This is a genomic window from Nonomuraea gerenzanensis, from assembly GCF_020215645.1.
Taxonomy (GTDB): domain Bacteria; phylum Actinomycetota; class Actinomycetes; order Streptosporangiales; family Streptosporangiaceae; genus Nonomuraea; species Nonomuraea gerenzanensis.
Window position 1 is genome coordinate 10,390,782 of record NZ_CP084058.1, and the last position, 17,309, is coordinate 10,408,090.

The following is a 17,309-nucleotide window of genomic DNA, read 5'->3' on the forward strand; positions in this document are numbered from 1 at the left end:
GCCTGTGATGGACGGGTCATCATGAGGCAGTGTTGGGAGCATGCCGATGAGGACAGAGCTCGACCGCCTGGCGGGCGGCGCGCACCACGATCCCCACTCCGTGCTCGGAGCACACCCGGCGCCCGGTGGGGTGGTCTTCCGCACGTTGCGGCCGCTCGCCGAACGCGTGCGGGTGGTGCTGGAGGACGGCTCTGCCCATGACATGAAACATCAGGCCCACGGGGTCTTCGAGGTCACGGTCCCGGGGCTGGACAAGGTGCCCGCCTACACGCTGAGCGTCAAGTACGCCGGCGCGGAGCCGTACGAGGTGCGCGACCCGTACCGGCACTGGCCCACGCTCGGCGAGGTGGACCTGCACCTGATCGGCGAGGGCCGGCACGAGCGGCTGTGGGAGGTGCTCGGCGCGCGCGTGATGGAGCACGAGGACGTCCAGGGCACGGCGTTCGCCGTCTGGGCGCCGAACGCGCGCGGCATCAGGGTCGTCGGTGACTTCAACCACTGGGACGGCGTCGCCTACCCGATGCGGTCGCTGGGCCGGTCGGGCGTGTGGGAGCTGTTCGTGCCGGGGCTGCAGGCGGGCCAGCGGTACAAGTACCAGATCCTGGGCGCCGACGGTGTGTGGCGCGACAAGGCCGACCCGATGGCCAGGCGGACCGAGGTGCCGCCGATGACGGCCTCGGTGATCGACAAGTCCGACTACAGCTGGCAGGACGACGCCTGGCTGGTCGAGCGGCGCGAGCGGCAGCAGCAGAGCGGCCCGATGAGCATCTACGAGGTGCACCTGGGGTCGTGGCGGCCGGGCCTGTCGTACGTGGAGCTGGCCGAGCAGCTCTCCGAGTACGTCGCCGACCTCGGCTTCACCCACGTGGAGCTGCTGCCGGTGGCCGAGCACCCGTTCGGCGGGTCGTGGGGCTACCAGGTGACCTCCTACTACGCGCCGACGGCCAGGTTCGGCACGCCCGACGAGTTCCGCCACTTCGTGGACCGCATGCACCAGCGCGGCATCGGCGTGCTGCTCGACTGGGTGCCTGCGCACTTCCCGATGGACGACTGGGCGCTGGCCCGCTTCGACGGCACGCCGCTGTACGAGCACGCCGACCCGGGCAGGGGCGAGCACCCCGACTGGGGCACCTACGTCTTCGACTTCGGCCGCAGGGAGGTGCGCAACTTCCTGGTGGCCAACGCGCTGTTCTGGCTGAAGGAGTTCCACATCGACGGGCTGCGGGTGGACGCGGTGGCCTCGATGCTCTACCTCGACTACTCGCGCCGCGAGGGCGAGTGGACGCCCAACGTGTACGGCGGCAGGGAGAACCTCGACGCGGTGGAGTTCCTCAAGGAGATGAACTCCGTCTGCTACCGGGAGGCGCCCGGCATCTCGACCGTGGCCGAGGAGTCCACGGCCTGGCCCGGCGTCTCGCGCCCGGTGCACCTGGGCGGCCTGGGCTTCGGGTTCAAGTGGAACATGGGGTGGATGCACGACACGCTCAAGTACCTGGGCCACGAGCCGATCTTCCGCCAGTACCACCATCACGAGATGACGTTCTCGCTGCTGTACGCCTATTCGGAGAACTACGTGCTGCCGCTGTCGCACGACGAGGTCGTGCACGGCAAGGGCTCGCTGCTCGGCAAGATGCCGGGTGACGAGTGGCAGCGGTTCGCCCAGCTGCGGGCGTTGCTGGCGTTCATGTGGGCGCATCCGGGCAAGCAGCTGCTGTTCATGGGCGGCGAGTTCGGCCAGGGCTCGGAGTGGTCGGAGAGCCGCGGGCTCGACTGGTGGGTGCTGGAGTTCGACGGGCACCAGGGCGTGCAGCGGCTGGTGCGCGACCTCAACCGGCTCTACCGCGAGACCCCGGCGCTGTGGCAGCAGGACTCCAGGCCCGAGGGCTTCCGGTGGATCGACGCCGACGACGCCCCGGGCAACACGCTGTCGTTCGTGCGCTTCGCCGAGGACGGGTCGGCGGTGGCGTGCGTGGTGAACTTCAGCGGCGGGCCGTACGAGACCTATCGGCTCGGCCTGCCGTACGGGGGCCAGTGGGTGGAGGCCGTCAACACCGACGCCTACGACTACTGGGGCAGCGGCGTGGGCAACCTCGGGGCGGTGGAGGCGGTCGACGAGCCGTGGCACGGGCTGCCGTACTCCACGACGCTGCGCGTGCCGCCGCTGGGCGCGGTGTGGCTCACCCACCAGGGGAACCGGCTGAACGATTGAGGTGCAGCCGCTGAAAGTTCGGTGAGAAACGCCCCGGGGGCCTGTGCCTCTGGGGCAAATCGCCCTAAACTCCGAGATCATCCCCCTCGGAGGACGCGTGCGATTCCGCCCCCTGATCGTCAGCACGATCGCCCTGGCCCTGCTGCCGCTTTCGGGTCCCGCCTACGCGGAGGATCCGGTGCCGACGCCCGCGCCGGGCGTGACGCAGACCCCGACGGAGCAACCTCCGGCCGAGCAACCCCCGGCGGAGCAGCCCCCAGCGGAGGAGACCCCTTCCGCGCAGCCGGAAACTCCCGGTGACAAGGTCGAGGACGGCTTAGGCGTGGACGGTGGCACCGAGCGCGCCATCGTCGAGCTGACCAGCCCCGCGGAGACCGCCCCCGTGGCCACCCAGGCCGCGGCCGAGAGCGTGGACGTGGTGCTGCAGCCGCAGAGCCAGAACTTCATGGTCGTGGAGGGCACCGCCGAGGAGCTGGCCAAGCTGGCCGAGGACCCGCGGGTCGCCGCCATCCGCCGCGACAGGACGTACACGCCGGCCGAGGTGGCCCCGAGCCTGTCCCTGATCGGCGCCGACAAGGTGCACGCCGGCGGCAGGACCGGGGCCGGGCAGGCGGTGGCCGTGCTCGACACCGGCATCGACGTGGACCACCCGTGGTTCCAGGGCCGCATCGTGGCCCAGGCGTGCTTCTCGGCCACGGAGGACAGCGGCGTCGTCTCGCTCTGCCCCAACGGCATGAACGAGCAGCGGGACGGCAACGCGGCGGACGCGACCACCCCCAACTGCCTGCTCGACGGCGTGAACCTGTGCGACCACGGCTCCCACGTCGCGGGCATCGCGGCCGGCACCGGCGGGGTCGCCCCGGGCGCGAGCATCGTGGCGGTGCAGGTCTTCAGCCGGCTCAACGACGAGGACAGCTGCGGCGAGCCGGCGTGCCTGGTGGCCTACGAGTCGTCGCTGCGCCAGGCCCTCGACTACGTGGCGAGCCTGAACCAGCCCATCGCGGCGGTGAACATGAGCCTCGGCGGCATGTTGTACGACGCGAGCTGCGACGCCACCGAGGAAGGCGCGATCTTCAAGGAGAAGTTCGACGCGCTGCTGACCAAGGGCATCGCGACCGTGGTGGCGGCGGGCAACGAGTACTACGAGGGCACCGCCCATCCGGCCTGCGTGTCCACGGCGGTGGCCGTCGGCGCCAACGACAACTCCGACGTCATCGCCGACTGGTCCAACAGGGGCCCGCTGCTCGACCTGTTCGCGCCGGGCGTGGACATCGAGTCGTCGGTGCCCGACAACACCACGGTGGCCTACAGCGGCACCTCGATGGCGACCCCGCACGTGGCCGGCGCGCTGGCGCTGATGAAGGCCGCAGCGCCGGACAAGCCGATGGGCGAGCTGATCGAGACGCTGAAGACCACCGGCCGGCCGTACGTCTACGACGTCGCCGGCACCCAGGTCACCACCCCGCGCCTGGACCTGGCGGCGGCCCTGACCGGCGCGGCCGTCCAGCCGCCCGTCACCCAGAGCCCGTCCCCTGTCGGGGACGACGTCACCCCCGAGCCCGACCCCAGCGACAGCAGCGGCCCCACGCCCGAGCCCGACGACCCGGCGGAGCCCGAGCCCACGCCTTCGTCGTCCTCCACCCCGGTCCCGCTACCGACGGTGACGGTCACGGTGACCGTGACGGAGACGGCCAAGCCGGTGGCCGCGGTCTGCACCCGGGGCACGGCCGCGCAGAAGCTGACGGCCAAGAAGTGGGCCGTGGAGCTGCACCGGTCGAGCGGCACGATCTCCGACGAGACGCTCGGCTGCTACCTGAAGCTGGTCGGCAAGTCGAGCAAGGTGTTCCCCGAGCTGACGAAGGCCTCGTCGCTGGGCAAGGCGTACCGGGTGCTGAAGAGCCCCAAGACCCGCAAGGCAAAGCTGGACAGCGCGCTGCTGGCGGCCTGGCTGAACTGGGCGCACGGCACGAACGGCACGACGGCGCTGACGGCGGCCGAGCAGGTCAGGCTGAGCAGCAAGCCGAGCGCGGCGGCGCTGAAGAAGGCCACCAGCAACATCCTCAAAACCGTCAAATAACAGCATTTCCTGAAAAAGGCCGGTCACTTGCGACCGGCCTTTTCGCTTGTGTCGCATAAAAGCAAAAACGCCTCCATCGTTTATTCGGGTTACATACGTCACTGACATCACACTTGTCGCACGTGGGGATGTAAGCGGTCGTACGCAGCCGGGAGCCGCAAACGCTTCACGGCTCCAGCCTCGGGAGGAAAAGTGAGGCTACGGTCTCTGCTGGTCGGCGCGACGACGCTGGCCATGACGTCCGGTGCGCTCTGCGCCGGTCCGGCTCTGCAAGCCGACACCACCGACACCGGTGACCCGATCATCAGCCCCGCGCTCGTCACGGAGATCCAGGAGAAGAGCGCGGTTCGCTCCATCATCCAGCTCAAGCCAGGTCAGAGCGTCGAGGCCGTGGCCGCCGACCTGGAGCAGGCGTCGGAGGGCAGCCGGGTGCTGGAGGCGGCGGAGTCGCCCAACTTCTTCGTCGCCGAGCTCGACGGCGCGACGCTGGAGAAGCTCAAGCAGGATTCCCGCGTCCAGTCCGTCTACAAGGACGAGCTGAGCATGCCGCTGCTGGACTCCAGCACCGCCAGGATCCGCTCCGTCCAGGCGAACGCGGCAGGCTGGAACGGCACGGGCACCACCGTCGCCGTGCTCGACACGGGGATCGACAGCGACCACCCGTTCTTCACGGGCCGGCTCGCGGACGAGGCGTGCTTCTCCTCGTCCTCGGGCCGGGACGGCGCCGTCTCGCTCTGCCCGAACAACCAGCCCAGCCAGACGGGCCCGGGCGCGGCCAACGTCGAGATCCCGCAGTGCACGGTCAACGGCCAGAACGCCTGCTCCCACGGCTCGCACGTGGCGGGCATCGCCGCCGGCAAGATGGTCACCGGCGCGCCTGCCAACGGCGTCGCGCCCGAGGCCCGGTTGTTGCCGATCCAGGTGTTCAGCCGCATCGACAACCCGCTGACCTGCGCGATCGGCGGTTCGACCGCGCCGTGCTTCCTCAGCTACACCTCCGATCAGAAGCTGGCGCTGGAGTACGTGACGCGGGTGGTCAGGACGTACAACATCGCGTCGGTGAACATGAGCCTGGGCGGCGCCCGCGGCTACACCGAGGCGTGCGACACCGACGCGACCGCCGCGGCGGTCAAGCCGGAGTTCGACGCGCTGGTGGGCCTCGGGGTGGCCCCGGTGGTCGCGGCGGGCAACGCCGGCCTGCCGAACGCCGTCTCCTCGCCCGCCTGCATCTCCACGGCCGTGGCGACGGGGGCCACGGACGACGCCGACGCGCTGGCGCCCTTCACCAACCGCGGCCAGCTGCTCGACCTGTTCGCGCCGGGCGTGGCCGTCAACTCCGCGGTGCCGGACGACGCGTACGGGCAGAAGGCGGGCACCTCGATGGCCGCGCCGCACGTGGCGGGGGCGTTCGCGCTGATGCGGCAGGCGTTCCCGGAGTTCACGGTGGCGCAGAGCCTGCAGCGGCTGCAGAACACCGGCACGCAGATCACCTTCGACTCGTCGGGGACGACGGTGATCAAGTCCCGGATCGACATGGAACGGGCCACCGCGACCACCCAGGCCCCGGTCAACCCCGGCATCTGATCACCTCGCGAAGGGGCCGGGATCTCCCGGCCCCTTCTGCTGTCCGGAGAAAGCAGAACAAGAAGTCATAACGGAACCCACTGCCCTCTCTGACATCAGTTGTCCGATTACTACACTTCTGTGATAAACAACCCCCCGAACCCCCGGAGGAGCAGTTGAGACTCTCGTCTCTGCTGGCCGGCGCCATCGCCTTAGCCGCCACCTCGGCAGCGCTGGTGGCCACACCCGCTCTCGCCGACCCGGACACCAAGATCGACCCCGCGATCACGGCGGGCGGCGAGCACCGCGCGATCGTCCGCGTCCACCAGCCCGCCCAGGTCGCGGCCGCGCAGTCCAGCGCCGAGGCGGTCAAGCGGGACAGGCGGAACGTCGACGCGGCGCCGCCCGCCGAGCTCGCCGCCAAGCTCGACTTCTTCGTCTACCGCGGCACCCGCGCCGAGCTGGAGCAGATCGCCCAGCAGTCGGACGTGGTCTCGATCCGCAAGGACAAGCTCAACGAGCCCGCGCTGGTGGAGAGCATCCCGCTGATCGGCGCCGACAGGGCGCACCGCGCCGGCTACACCGGCAAGGGCACCGCCGTGGCGATCCTCGACTCCGGCATCGACAACGACCACCCCGCCTTCGGCGACCGCATCGTGGCCCAGGCCTGCTTCTCGGGCGCCGACGCGGTGGACGGCTCCACGCCGCTGTGCCCGAACGGCAGCCAGTACCAGATCGGTGACGGGGCCGCGAACGCCGAGACGGCGGCGTGCATGACGGGCGCCCCGCAGCCGCAGTACGGCCTGTGCTACCACGGCACGCACGTGGCCGGCATCGCCGCCGGCCGGCGCACGGCCGAGTTCCCCGCCGACGGCGTCGCCCCCAAGGCCAGGATCATTCCGGTGCAGGTGTTCAGCCGCTTCGACAACTCGCCGTACTGCGCGGGCCGCCCGGTCTGCATCCTGGCCTACGACTCCGCCATCCTGACCGGCATGGCCTACGCCGACCTGCTGGCCGACCAGTACAACATCGCCTCGGTGAACCTGAGCCTGGGCGGCGGCCAGTACGACACGGCCTGCGACGAGGGCGACGGCGCCGACTTCAAGGCCGAGGCGGACAAGCTCCTGGCCAAGGGCACCGCCACCGTGATCGCCTCGGGCAACAACGGCTTCGAGGCGGCGGTGTCGTGGCCGGCCTGCGTCTCCGGCGCGGTGACCGTGGGCGCCACGGACAAGCAGGACGCGGTGGCGAGCTTCTCCAACCGGGGCACCCTGCTCGACCTGTACGCCCCCGGCGTCGCCATCAAGGCGGCCATCGCGGGTAACACGTACGCCACGCTGAACGGCACCTCCATGGCGGCCCCGCACGTCGCGGGCGCGTTCGCGCTGCTGCGCCAGCAGCGCAAGCACGCCACGGTGGAGCGGCTGCTCACCGCCCTGCGGCGGACGGGCGAGCCGATCACGTACCCGAGCGCGGGGGCGGAGGTGACGACGCCGCGCATCGACGTCTGGTCCGCCCTGCGCAAGGGGTAGGCCGCCCGCCCGAGGCACGCTCAGACACCCGCCGCGATCTTCAGCAGGACGACCCCGCCGATGATCGCGGCGAACGAGCCCAGCTTGGCGGGGGTGATCTTCTCCTTGTAGATGAGCGCGCCGAGCACGACCGTGCCGATGGAGCCGACGCCCGTCCAGATGGTGTAGCCGACGCCGACGTCCAGGGTCCTGAGCGCGAGGCTGAGGGTGAAGATGCCGCCGGCGGCCGACAGCAGGGTGAAGACCGACGGCCAGAGCCGGGTGAAGCCCTTGGTGGCGTTGGTGCCGAGGGCGAAGCCGATCTCGAAGACGATCGCGATCGAGAGATACATCCAGGCCATGATGACGTTTCCTCAGGGTCAGACGGTGGCGGAGGGACGGGTCGAGGGCAGGCGGTCGGCGAGCTTGAGCCCGAGCACACCGCCGATGATCAGGACGAAGGCCAGCGCCTTCCAGATGGTGATCTCCTCGTCGAAGATCACGGAGCCGAGCACGACGGTGCCGACCGAGCCGATGCCGGTCCACACCGTGTAGCCCACGCCGACGTCCAGCGTCTTCAGCGCGAGGCTCAGGAAGAAGATCCCGCCGGCCGCCGCGCCGGCGGTGAGCAGGGACGGCCACAACTGGGTGAAGCCCTCGGTGGCATTGGTGGCCAGCGCGAAGACGACTTCGAACACGGCGGCGATGAGCAGATAGATCCAGGCCATCGGCGACTCACTCCTCAGGAATTTGCATGTACTTGCAAGTAGTTGGTGAGCAAGAGAATGTATGTACATGTATCTTCTTGTCAAGCGGGTTCTCGTGATCGACCCTTGGAGGGCAGCCCATGACCGCCGCACCACCTGTCCCCGGCCTCACCTCGACGTGGCACCACGTCCTGCTCCTGCACGCCCGGGTGGAGGGCAGGCTGGGCACCGCGCTCCAGCGCCGGCACGGCATCGGCCTGTCGGAGTACCGCGCGCTCGGCCACCTGGCCGCCTCCTCCACCGGCGAGCTGCGCATGCAGGAGCTGGCCGACAAGCTCGGGCTGAACCAGAGCTCGGTGACCCGGCTGGTGGCGCGGCTCAACGCGGCGGAGTTCACCTACCGGGACCTGTGCCCGGACGACAAGCGCGGCGTCTACACGGTCATCACCGAGACCGGCCGCGCCCGGCACGCCGAGGCCGGCCACACCTACGAGGAGACGCTGCGGAGCGCGCTGGAGGAGGCGGGGCAGGCGGACCCGGCGCTCGCCGCGGCGGTCACGGCCCTGGGCGGCAGGCTGGCGGGCTCACCCGCGACCGGATGAGGCCCGCTCTCGTACCATGATGGCGTGCAGGGCCTCCTCCGCTCGTGGTGGGACGAGCCCCGTCCGCCCCAGGCGCCGCGCCGGGTGTGGCGTGACTGGGCGCTCGTCGGCCTGTTCGTCGTGGCCGCCGTGCTGGAGGGCATGCTGCGCACCGACCTCCAGTGGCGGCCCATCTCGGTGATCTTCCCCATCGTGACGGTGCCCACGCTGTTATGGCGCCGCGCCCGGCCGCTGCTCGCGCTGGCGGTCCCCGTCGTGGTCTCGACGCTGGTGCAGCTCCTCACGGGCGCCGACCCGGCCGAGACGACCTCCTCGGCCTACATCGTGATCCTGCTGTACGCGTTGTCCCGCTGGGGTTCGGGCCGGGAGATCGCCGCGGGGCTGCTGCTGATCACCGTCGCCGTGCTGGCCTCCGTGGTGACCGGGCACATCAGGGCGGCCGACGTCGGCGGCGCGTACGCCGTCGTGTTCGCGGGGGTCGCGCTGGGCGGCACCTTCCGCTACCGGGCCAGGGCCAGGCTGCGCGAGCTGGACCAGGTCAAGCTGCTCGAACGCGAGCAACTGGCCCGCGACCTGCACGACACCGTCGCCCATCACGTCTCGGCGATGGCGATCAGGGCCCAGGCGGGCATCGCCACCGCCGCCTCCGACCCGGGCGCCGCCGTGGACGCGTTGCGGGTGATCGAGGCGGAGGCGTCCCGCACGCTCGCCGAGATGCGCACCATGGTGCGGGTCCTGCGCCGCGACCGCGGGCTTGCGACGCCGGAGCTGGCGCCCAGCCCGCACCTCACCGACCTCCGGCAGCTCGCCGGACGGGCGCGCGTCGGTCCCGCCGTGGACGTGCGGCTCGACGGGAACCTCGACGGCGTGCCCGCCTCCGTCGGCGCCGCGATCTACCGGATCGCCCAGGAGTCGGTCACCAACGCCAGGCGGCACGCCCGGCACGCCACCCGGATCGAGGTCAGCGTGGCCGCCGACGACACCTCCGTGCGCCTGCGCGTGAGCGACGACGGCGACAGCACCGCCGGCCGCCCCGTCACCGTCCCCGGGTACGGGCTGCTCGGCATGATCGAGCGCGCCGGCCTGCTCGGCGGCACCTGCGAAGCCGGTCCCAACCCCGGTCGCGGCTGGACCGTGACCGCCGTACTGCCCCGGACGGGAGCCTCCCCATGACCACAGCGCCGGCTGAGCACCCGGACCCGGGCGGCCCCGCTCGCGGCGGAGCCATCCAGGTGCTCGTCGCCGACGACCAGGAGATCGCCCGTACCGGCCTGCGGATGATCCTGGACGCCCAGCCCGGCATCGAGGTCGTCGGCGAGGCGGCCGACGGGCACCGCGCCGTCGAGCTGGCCCGGCGGCTGCGGCCGGACGTGTGCCTGTTCGACATCCGCATGCCGCACCGCGACGGCATCGAGGCCACCCGCCTGCTGGCCGGGCCCGACGTGGCCGACCCGATGGCCGTGGTCGTCATCACCACCTTCGACCTCGACGAGTACGTCTACGCGGCGCTCAGGGCGGGCGCCCGCGGGTTCCTGCTCAAGGACGCGGGCCCCGAGCTGCTGGCCCAGGCGGTCCGCGCCGCGGCGGGCGGCGACGCGCTCATCGCCCCGAGCATCACCGCCCGCCTGCTGTCCGCCTTCGCCGGCACCGGCCCCGCCCAGCCCCGCGTCCAGCCGATCGAGCCGCTCACCGAGCGGGAGGAGGAGATCCTGGTCACCGTGGCGCGCGGGCGCACCAACAGCGAGATCGCCGCCGAGCTGCACATCTCGCTGAGCACGGTCAAGAGCCACGTCGCGAGCCTGATGACCAAGCTCGGCGTGCGCAACAGGGTCGAGATCGCCATGTGGGCGTACGAGACGAACCGCGTCAAGCAGCACTGACGGCAGCACTGACGGGCAGCACTGACAGGCAGCACTGACAGGCAGCGCTGGCCGGCTGTCCCCACGTCAGGCGGCGCTGACCCGCCATCCCCGCCGGCGGATGATCGCCTCGGCCACGACGGCGTTGATCGCCCAGCCCGCGCCCAGGAGCAGCGCCCGGGTGAGGTGATCGGGCTCGCCCGCGGCCGCGATCCACACCGCCTGCGTCAGCGCCTGAGTGCCCGCGCCGAGCCCCATGGCGTACGCGCGCATCATCCAGGCCCGGTGGCGGCGCACGTCCCGGCGGCGGATGGCGGCGAAGCCGAGCACGAGGGAGCCGAGCATGACCGTCCCCGCCACCCAGCGGAACACCGACAGCAGCCCCTCGTCGCCGGGCGGCAGCTCGGCGAAGGCGGTCATCCACAACCCCGACGCCGCCGCCACCATCCCGAGCCCGGCCAGCACCCGCCCGGCGGCCCGGTGCCACCCGCGCCTGCGCCGCCTGAACCGGGGCGCGAACTGGAACGCGCCCGCCACGCTGTAGACGGACACGGCCACGATGTGCGCCACGATCGGCCCGGGCGCGGCGAAGAACCGGCTGTTGGCCGCCGTGATCTCGGCCCCGCCGGCCAGCTCGGTGAGGCGGACGCCGCCCGCCAGCACGGGGACGAGACTGAGCAGGATCAGCCCCGCCGGTACGAGCCGGCTCGCCCTGGGGGCCGTGAGGTCGTTGGACATGCCCCGATGGTGGCCGCCGGGGCCACCCTTGCTCATCGCCCTGGCGGCCGGACCTGGATGAGCCGATCGGCCAGTCGGCGGGTCGTACTTTCGACCGTTACGCCTTCCCGCAGGTCGCGCCCACACTGAGGCCCATCGACCCCACGGAAGGAGATTCGTGATGAAGGCCTACGTTCTCAGCTCGTACGGCTCCCCCGACGCCCTGGAGCTCAAGCACCTCGACCAGCCCGCCCCCGGCCCCGGCGAGGTCCTGGTACGGGTGCGCGCCGCGTCCGTCCAGCCGGCGGACTGGCACCTCATGCGCGGCGAGCCGTTCATCTCCCGGCTCATGCCCGGCCCCCTGGGGCTGCGCCGGCCGAAGATCACCATCCTGGGCGCGGACGTGGCGGGAGAGGTGGCGGCGGTCGGGCCGGGCGTGACGGGGTTCGCGCCGGGCGACGAGGTGTACGCGATGGTGGCCAAGGGCGGCGGGTTCGCCGAGTACGTGTGCGTTCCCGAGACCGAGCTGGCGCCCAAGCCCGCGAGCCTGTCGTTCGAGGAGGCGGCGGCCGTGCCGCTGGCCGCCTGCACCGCCCTGCTGGCCCTGCGCGACCAGGGCGGGGTCCGGCCGGGCCGTCGGGTTCTCGTCAACGGCGCCTCGGGCGGCGTGGGCACGTTCGCGGTGCAGCTCGCCAAGGCGTACGGGGCGCACGTCACGGGCGTGTGCAGCACCCGCAACCTGGACCTGGTGCGCTCGCTGGGCGCCGACGAGGTGATCGACCGCACGAAGGAGGACTTCACCCGCGGCGGCCAGGTCTACGACGTGCTGCTCTACATCGCGGGCAACCGCTCGTTCTCCGAGTGCCGCAGGGTGCTGGCGCGCCGGGGCGTCTGCGTCCTGATCGGCGGCGCCGCCAGCCGCTGGCTGCAGCCCGCCGGGCACGTCTTCGCGACCCTGGCCGCCTCGGCGTTCGTGTCGCAGAAGGCGGTGCTGACGGACGTGCTCAGCACCACGGGCAACCGGCGGAACCTGGAGGAGCTGACCGCGCTCGTCGAGGACGGCAGGCTCACGCCGGTGGTGGACCGGGTCTACGACTTCGAGGAGTTGCGGGCGGCGATCAGGTACCAGGAGGAGGGGCAGGCCCCCGGGAAGGTCGTCGTTCGGGTGTGACCGGGGCGGGCGCGCCGTTACGCTCCGGGGAGCACGGTGCCCCAGCCCATTTCGAATTGTGTCGCTTAGGGTGGCTTCTATGGACGCAGGTAAGGCGATCTTCGAAACCGTCGGAAAGCTCCGTCAGCGGCGCACGGCCCCGCTCGTCCTGGAGCTCGACCTCACAGAGGGCCTCACCGAGGGCCCGCCGGCGGATCCGCTCGCCGCGGTGCTGTCCATGCGCAAGACGCGCCTGGCCGACGTCCTGTCCGGGCTCAAGCGGGCCAGGCAGGACCCCAGGGTCAAGGCGCTGGTGGTGAAGATCGGGGGGCAGCCGCTGGGCCTGGCCATGGTGCAGGAGCTGCGCCAGGCCGTGATCCACTTCCGCGCCTCGGGCAAGCTGACGGTCGCCTTCTCCGAGACGTTCGGCGAGTTCGGCGGCGGCACGGTGCCGTACTACCTGGCCACCGCCTTCGAGCGGCTCTACCTGCAGCCCAGCGGTGACGTCGGGCTGACCGGGGTGGCGATGGAGCAGCGCTTCGTCAAGGGGGCGCTGGGCAAGCTGGGCGTCGGGTTCGAGGCGGGGCAGCGGCACGAGTACAAGACCGCGCCCAACACCTTCACCCAGGACCACATGACCGAGCCGCACCGCGAGTCCATGGCGCGCATCGTCGAGTCGGTCACCGAGACCATGGTCGCCGGCATCGCCGACGGCCGCCGCCTGGACCCGGGCAAGGTGCGGGAGCTGATCGACCGCGGCCCGTTCACCGCCTCGGAGGCGCAGGAGGCCGGGCTGGTCGACGGGCTGGCCTACCGCGACGAGGTGTACGACGAGCTCAAGCGGGCCGCCGGCGAGGAGGCCCACCTGCTGTACGTCTCCCGCTACGCCAGGGGCGCGGCCGTGCGCAAGCTGCCGCACCCGACGGCCGACGGGGTGGCGCTCGTGCACGCGATGGGCATGATCAGGACCGGCCGCAGCGGCCGCAGCCCGCTCGGCGGGGGCGGCGCGATGGGCTCCGACACGATCAGCGCGGCGCTGCGCGCGGCCAGGCGGGACGAGCACATCAAGGCGGTCGTGCTCCGGGTCGACAGCCCCGGCGGCTCCTACGTGGCCAGCGACACGGTCTGGCGCGAGGTGACGCTGACCCGCAAGGTCAAGCCGGTGATCGTGTCCATGGGCGATCTGGCGGCCTCCGGCGGCTACTTCATCTCGATGGCGGCCGACGTGATCGTGGCCCAGCCGGGCACGCTGACCGGCTCGATCGGCGTGTACGGCGGCAAGCCCGTCTTCTCCGAGCTGCTGGACAAGGCCGGGATCAACTCCGAGCTGGTGGCCGAGGGCGCCAACGCGGGCATGTTCTCCACCTCGCGCGGCTTCTCGCCCGAGCAGTGGGAGCGCATCAACGCCTGGCTCGACCGCATCTACGACGACTTCGTGGGCAAGGTGGCCAAGAGCCGCGACCTGTCCCGCGAGCGTACGCACGAGCTGGCCCGCGGCCGCGTCTGGACGGGCGCCGACGCGCGGGCGAGCGGGCTGGTGGACGAGCTGGGCGGGCTGGAGGACGCGCTGGCCATGGCCAGGAAGCGGGCCGGTCTGGCCGACGACGCGCCGGTGCGCACGTACCCGCGGCTCAACCCGCTGGAGCGCCTGCGCGGGCCCGACTCCAGCGAGGACAAGTCGGCGGCGCTGGCCAGGATCCGGATGGACGCCTGGGGGCCGCTCGCCCGGCTGTCAGCCGAGCTGGGGCTGCCCGCCGTGGGGCCGCTGATCCTGCCCGGCTGGTACACCATCCGCTGACCGCCCGGCCGGGCAGTCGGCGGCCGGCGCACCGCCCGCTGACTGCTCGACGGCCGCGCGGTCGAGGAGCCGGTCAACTCAGGATCACCAGGTCAGACCCGTCTTTCGCGCGTTTCCCGGACGAACCTGATCTTGTCCCGGTAATCTTCCCGCGTGATCCGACCTTCCAGGGCTCTTTTACCCGCGGCCGTCGTTCTGCTGGCCTGCACCGTCACCCAACCCGCCGCCGCCGACGAGACCGGCGCTCCCGGTAACGCCGTCGTGCGGCAGGTCTCGGGGGTCAGCCCGCTGCCCACCGACTGCGGGCCGCCCCCCGCCGACGGCTACACCCTGAACCCGAGCACCGAGGTCCTGCCCATGCTGGCGCGGGACCCGAACCGTCCAGAACGCCTCGTCACGGTCTTCCAGCAGGACCGCTGGAACCGCTACGGCAGCAACGGCACGGGCGTCGCCGTGTCGGACGACCGCGGCCTGACCTGGCGGCAGTCGAAGAACCGGCCCGCCTTCTCCCGCTGCGACGGCGGCGACTACGACGTGGCGACCGACCACTGGGTCACGGTCACCCCGTCCGGCGCGGCCGTCGCGGCGTCCCTGTCGATGTCGCGCGCCGGCGACGTCACCGCCATCCTGGTCTCCCGCTCCGGCGACGGCGGCCGGACCTGGGACACGCCGGTCACCCTGCAGCGCGACGACAACGTGCGCTTCTTCAACGACCGCCCGTCGGTGACCGCCGACCCGTACCGCCCCGGCGTCGTGTACGCGGTGTGGGACCGCATCGACGACCAGTCCACCAGTACGACGCCGAACTGGGTCCAGCCCGTCTACCTGGCCAAATCAACCGATGACGGGCGTACCTGGACCACGAGCAAGGTCTACGACGTACCGGTCAACAGCGGCGTCATCGGCACCCAGCTCGTGGCGCTCCCTGACGGGACCCTGCTGATCGGCATGCACCACGAGACGATCACCGAGGGCTCCACGCAGGTCATCCGCTCGACCGACGGCGGCAGGACGTGGTCGGCGCCGACGCTGAACGTGCCGGCCCCGCTCGCGGTGGGCCCGCGCATCCCCGACCCGGACGACTCCGGCGACCCGATCCGCAACGCCGCCCTGCCGCTGCTGGCGGCCCAGCCGGGCACGCGGGTGGTCAACGCCGTCTGGCCGAGCCAGGACCCCGACGGCACCTTCCACGTGGCCTACTCGCGCTCGGCGGACGGCGGGAAGACGTGGTCAGGCCCGATCCGCGTGGACAGGACGCCCACGGGCTCGGCCGCCGTGCCGGTCGTGGCCGCGTCCAGGACGGGCACCGTGGCGATCACCTACTACGACTTCCGCAACAACACGCCCGACCCCGCCACCCTGCCCACCGACCTGTGGGCCGTCACGTGCGCGAGCGACTGCACCAAGCCGGGCGCCTGGCGGGAGCGGCACGTCGAGGGGCCGTTCGACACCAGGAAGGTGCCGCTGACCAGCGTCGGCCGCCTGCTCGGCGACTACACGGGGCTGGTCTCGACCGGCAGTACCTTCACGGCCGTGTACGGCGTCGCGACCGACGACGCCGCCAACCCGGTGGACCTGCACAGCGCGATCTTCGCCGGCTGAGCAGGCGGGCGCGGGGTCCGGCCACACCGGGCCCCGCCCCCGGCCCTCTGGTCAGGGGGTGGCCGTCGAGCGGTAGCGGCCGCGCAGCCGTACCAGGGGCTGCAGGGCAGGCTCCACGTAGTCGACGTTCAGCACGGCGGCGATGAAGATCGTGTGATCCCCGGCCGGCACCACCTTGGTGGTCTCGGCCTCGATCGCGGCCACCCCGCCTTCGATCACGAGCGCCTCGGTGTGCTCCCCCCGGTGGTGCGGGGTGCCCGCCACCAGCAGCCGCGCGCTGGGCCGGCCGGCGGTGGCGAAGCGGCTGGCGACGGCGGCCTGCCCCGACGACAGCAGGGAGGCGGCCCAGCGGTCCTGCCGGAGCAGGACCTCGGTGAGGTAGCCGCGGCCGGCCAGGCTGACCAGCACCAGCGGCGGCTCCAGCGAGACGGACGTCAGCGCCGACACCGTGGTGCCGAGGTCGTCGCGCCCGTCGCGCGCGGTCACGACGGCGACCCCGGCCGCGAGCTGCGCCATCGCCTCCGTGAACAGCTCACTCACCGCGCGGGCCCCCGGCGGCCGGGGGCCCGCAGGACCGGGGTCATCCGAGACCGTTGGTGGTCAGCCAGTCCTTGGCCACGACCGCGGGCTCGTCCTTGTTGACGGAGATCTTCTGCATCATCTGCAGCAGGGACTCGGTGGTCAGCTTCGCCGAGATGCCGTTCAGGGTGGTCCTGATCGTCTCGCTGGCCGAGGCCTTGTGCAGCAGCGGCGTCACGTTCTGGGCGGGGAAGATGTTCTTGGGGTCCTGCAGCGCCACGAGGTTGTTCGCGGCCATCTTCGGGTCGGTGGTGAAGACGTTGCCGACCTGGATCGTGCCGTCCTTGATCGCGTCGGAGGTGGTCGGCCCGGTGGGCTTCCACTCCTTGAACTCCAGGCCGTAGACCTCCTTGAAGCGCGCCTCCCACCGCTTCTTGAACTCGGGCGGGCCGCCGACGACCATGTCCTTGGAGACCTTGGCGAGGTCCTCCATGGTGTTCAGCGACTGCTTGGTCTGGGTGTCCTTGGAGACGGAGAGGCTGTCCTTGTCCTCGGCGGGCGAGGAGTCGAGCACCTCGAGCTCGGCCGGCAGCTTCTCCTTCAGCGCCGCGTTCACCTCGTCGGTGGTCGCGGCGGTGGCCTTCGGGTCGACGAAGGCGAGCAGGTTGCCGTTGTACTCGGGCACGATCGTCAGCCCGCCGTTCTTGACCTGGTCGTAGACGACCTCGCGGCTGCCGATGCGCGGCTTCTCCTCCACCTGCACGCCCTTGGCCTCCAGCGCCTGGGCGTAGATGGAGGCGAGCAGCACGCTCTCGTCGAAGTCGAAGGAGCCGATGACGGCCTTGCCTCCTGCGGCCGAGGCCGAGCCGGTGGGGGCGGCGCTCGTCGTGTCGAGCGGGTTGCCCCCGGTGCCGCCGCCACCGCCACCGCACGCGGCCAGTGCGAGCATCGCCGTGAGGAACACCCCGGCGACGCCGTACTTGCGTCTCATCTTG

15 protein-coding genes are annotated in these 17,309 nt (G+C 71.7%); 10 read left to right on the plus strand and 5 right to left on the minus strand.

Features of this window, described 5'->3' with window-relative positions; genetic code table 11:
* The first annotated feature begins 46 nt into the window (after positions 1-46).
* The 4 genes from glgB (at position 47) to LCN96_RS48345 (ending at position 7,381) form a co-directional block, all read left to right on the plus strand.
* Positions 47-2,209: a 1,4-alpha-glucan branching protein GlgB gene (glgB, locus tag LCN96_RS48330; protein WP_225269129.1), complete on the plus strand. Its 2,163-nt coding sequence runs from the start codon at positions 47-49 to the stop codon at positions 2,207-2,209.
* 97 nt (positions 2,210-2,306) lie between these two features.
* Positions 2,307-4,286, plus strand: a complete 1,980-nt coding sequence (locus LCN96_RS48335) for a S8 family peptidase (protein ID WP_225269130.1) — start codon at positions 2,307-2,309, stop codon at positions 4,284-4,286.
* Positions 4,287-4,478: 192 nt separating this feature from the next.
* Positions 4,479-5,870, plus strand: coding sequence for a S8 family peptidase (locus tag LCN96_RS48340; RefSeq protein WP_225269131.1), 1,392 nt, complete (start codon positions 4,479-4,481; stop codon positions 5,868-5,870).
* Between the two features lie 155 nt (positions 5,871-6,025).
* Entirely contained in the window at positions 6,026-7,381 is a 1,356-nt protein-coding gene (locus tag LCN96_RS48345; protein ID WP_225269132.1) for a S8 family peptidase, read from the plus strand.
* Positions 7,382-7,401: 20 nt separating this feature from the next.
* On the opposite strand, the gene LCN96_RS48350 is transcribed toward LCN96_RS48345, so the two are convergent.
* Together LCN96_RS48350 and LCN96_RS48355 are read right to left on the minus strand one after the other, a co-directional pair.
* Positions 7,402-7,713, minus strand: a complete 312-nt coding sequence (locus LCN96_RS48350; RefSeq protein ID WP_225269133.1) for a DMT family transporter — start codon at positions 7,711-7,713, stop codon at positions 7,402-7,404.
* Positions 7,714-7,740: 27 nt separating this feature from the next.
* On the minus strand, positions 7,741-8,088 hold the full coding sequence (locus LCN96_RS48355; protein ID WP_225269134.1) for a DMT family transporter: 348 nt from the start codon (positions 8,086-8,088) through the stop codon (positions 7,741-7,743).
* Between the two features lie 119 nt (positions 8,089-8,207).
* Between LCN96_RS48355 and LCN96_RS48360 the strand changes: the two genes are divergently transcribed.
* From LCN96_RS48360 to LCN96_RS48370, 3 genes are read left to right on the plus strand one after another with little or no spacing between them, the layout of a single operon-like run.
* A complete protein-coding gene (locus LCN96_RS48360; RefSeq protein ID WP_225269135.1) occupies positions 8,208-8,669 on the plus strand; it encodes a MarR family winged helix-turn-helix transcriptional regulator in 462 nt (153 codons plus the stop codon).
* Between the two features lie 24 nt (positions 8,670-8,693).
* Positions 8,694-9,842, plus strand: a complete 1,149-nt coding sequence (locus tag LCN96_RS48365) for a sensor histidine kinase (RefSeq protein ID WP_225269136.1) — start codon at positions 8,694-8,696, stop codon at positions 9,840-9,842.
* Positions 9,839-10,549: a response regulator gene (locus tag LCN96_RS48370; protein ID WP_225269137.1), complete on the plus strand. Its 711-nt coding sequence runs from the start codon at positions 9,839-9,841 to the stop codon at positions 10,547-10,549. Before LCN96_RS48365 ends, LCN96_RS48370 begins: the two co-directional genes overlap by 4 nt.
* A gap of 66 nt (positions 10,550-10,615) precedes the next feature.
* Here LCN96_RS48370 and LCN96_RS48375 read toward each other — a convergent pair whose 3' ends face one another.
* Entirely contained in the window at positions 10,616-11,266 is a 651-nt protein-coding gene (locus LCN96_RS48375) for a DUF2306 domain-containing protein (RefSeq protein WP_225269138.1), read from the minus strand.
* A 160-nt stretch (positions 11,267-11,426) separates the two neighbouring features.
* Here LCN96_RS48375 and LCN96_RS48380 point away from each other — a divergent pair, with 160 nt between their 5' ends.
* The 3 genes from LCN96_RS48380 (at position 11,427) to LCN96_RS48390 (ending at position 15,795) form a co-directional block, all read left to right on the plus strand.
* Positions 11,427-12,416 carry an NAD(P)-dependent alcohol dehydrogenase gene (locus LCN96_RS48380; protein WP_225269139.1) on the plus strand — a complete coding sequence of 330 codons (990 nt, stop codon included), beginning with the start codon at positions 11,427-11,429 and terminating at the stop codon, positions 12,414-12,416.
* A 79-nt stretch (positions 12,417-12,495) separates the two neighbouring features.
* Complete coding sequence (gene sppA / locus LCN96_RS48385) at positions 12,496-14,193, plus strand: signal peptide peptidase SppA (protein WP_225269140.1); 1,698 nt, start codon at positions 12,496-12,498, stop codon at positions 14,191-14,193.
* A 153-nt stretch (positions 14,194-14,346) separates the two neighbouring features.
* On the plus strand, positions 14,347-15,795 hold the full coding sequence (locus tag LCN96_RS48390; RefSeq protein ID WP_225269141.1) for a sialidase family protein: 1,449 nt from the start codon (positions 14,347-14,349) through the stop codon (positions 15,793-15,795).
* 51 nt (positions 15,796-15,846) lie between these two features.
* Here LCN96_RS48390 and LCN96_RS48395 read toward each other — a convergent pair whose 3' ends face one another.
* Positions 15,847-16,335, minus strand: a complete 489-nt coding sequence (locus LCN96_RS48395; RefSeq protein ID WP_225269142.1) for a flavin reductase family protein — start codon at positions 16,333-16,335, stop codon at positions 15,847-15,849.
* Positions 16,336-16,375: 40 nt separating this feature from the next.
* A complete protein-coding gene (locus LCN96_RS48400) occupies positions 16,376-17,305 on the minus strand; it encodes an ABC transporter substrate-binding protein (protein WP_225269143.1) in 930 nt (309 codons plus the stop codon).
* Positions 17,306-17,309: the final 4 nt, after the last annotated feature.

Coding starts and splice junctions, on each gene's coding strand:
- glgB (WP_225269129.1), top strand. CDS start 47: ATGAGGACAGAGCTCGACCGCCTGGCGGGCGGCGCGCACCACGATCCC.
- LCN96_RS48350 (WP_225269133.1), bottom strand. CDS start 7,713: ATGTATCTCTCGATCGCGATCGTCTTCGAGATCGGCTTCGCCCTCGGC.
- LCN96_RS48355 (WP_225269134.1), bottom strand. CDS start 8,088: ATGGCCTGGATCTATCTGCTCATCGCCGCCGTGTTCGAAGTCGTCTTC.
- LCN96_RS48360 (WP_225269135.1), top strand. CDS start 8,208: ATGACCGCCGCACCACCTGTCCCCGGCCTCACCTCGACGTGGCACCAC.
- LCN96_RS48370 (WP_225269137.1), top strand. CDS start 9,839: ATGACCACAGCGCCGGCTGAGCACCCGGACCCGGGCGGCCCCGCTCGC.
- LCN96_RS48375 (WP_225269138.1), bottom strand. CDS start 11,266: ATGTCCAACGACCTCACGGCCCCCAGGGCGAGCCGGCTCGTACCGGCG.
- LCN96_RS48380 (WP_225269139.1), top strand. CDS start 11,427: ATGAAGGCCTACGTTCTCAGCTCGTACGGCTCCCCCGACGCCCTGGAG.
- sppA (WP_225269140.1), top strand. CDS start 12,496: ATGGACGCAGGTAAGGCGATCTTCGAAACCGTCGGAAAGCTCCGTCAG.
- LCN96_RS48400 (WP_225269143.1), bottom strand. CDS start 17,305: ATGAGACGCAAGTACGGCGTCGCCGGGGTGTTCCTCACGGCGATGCTC.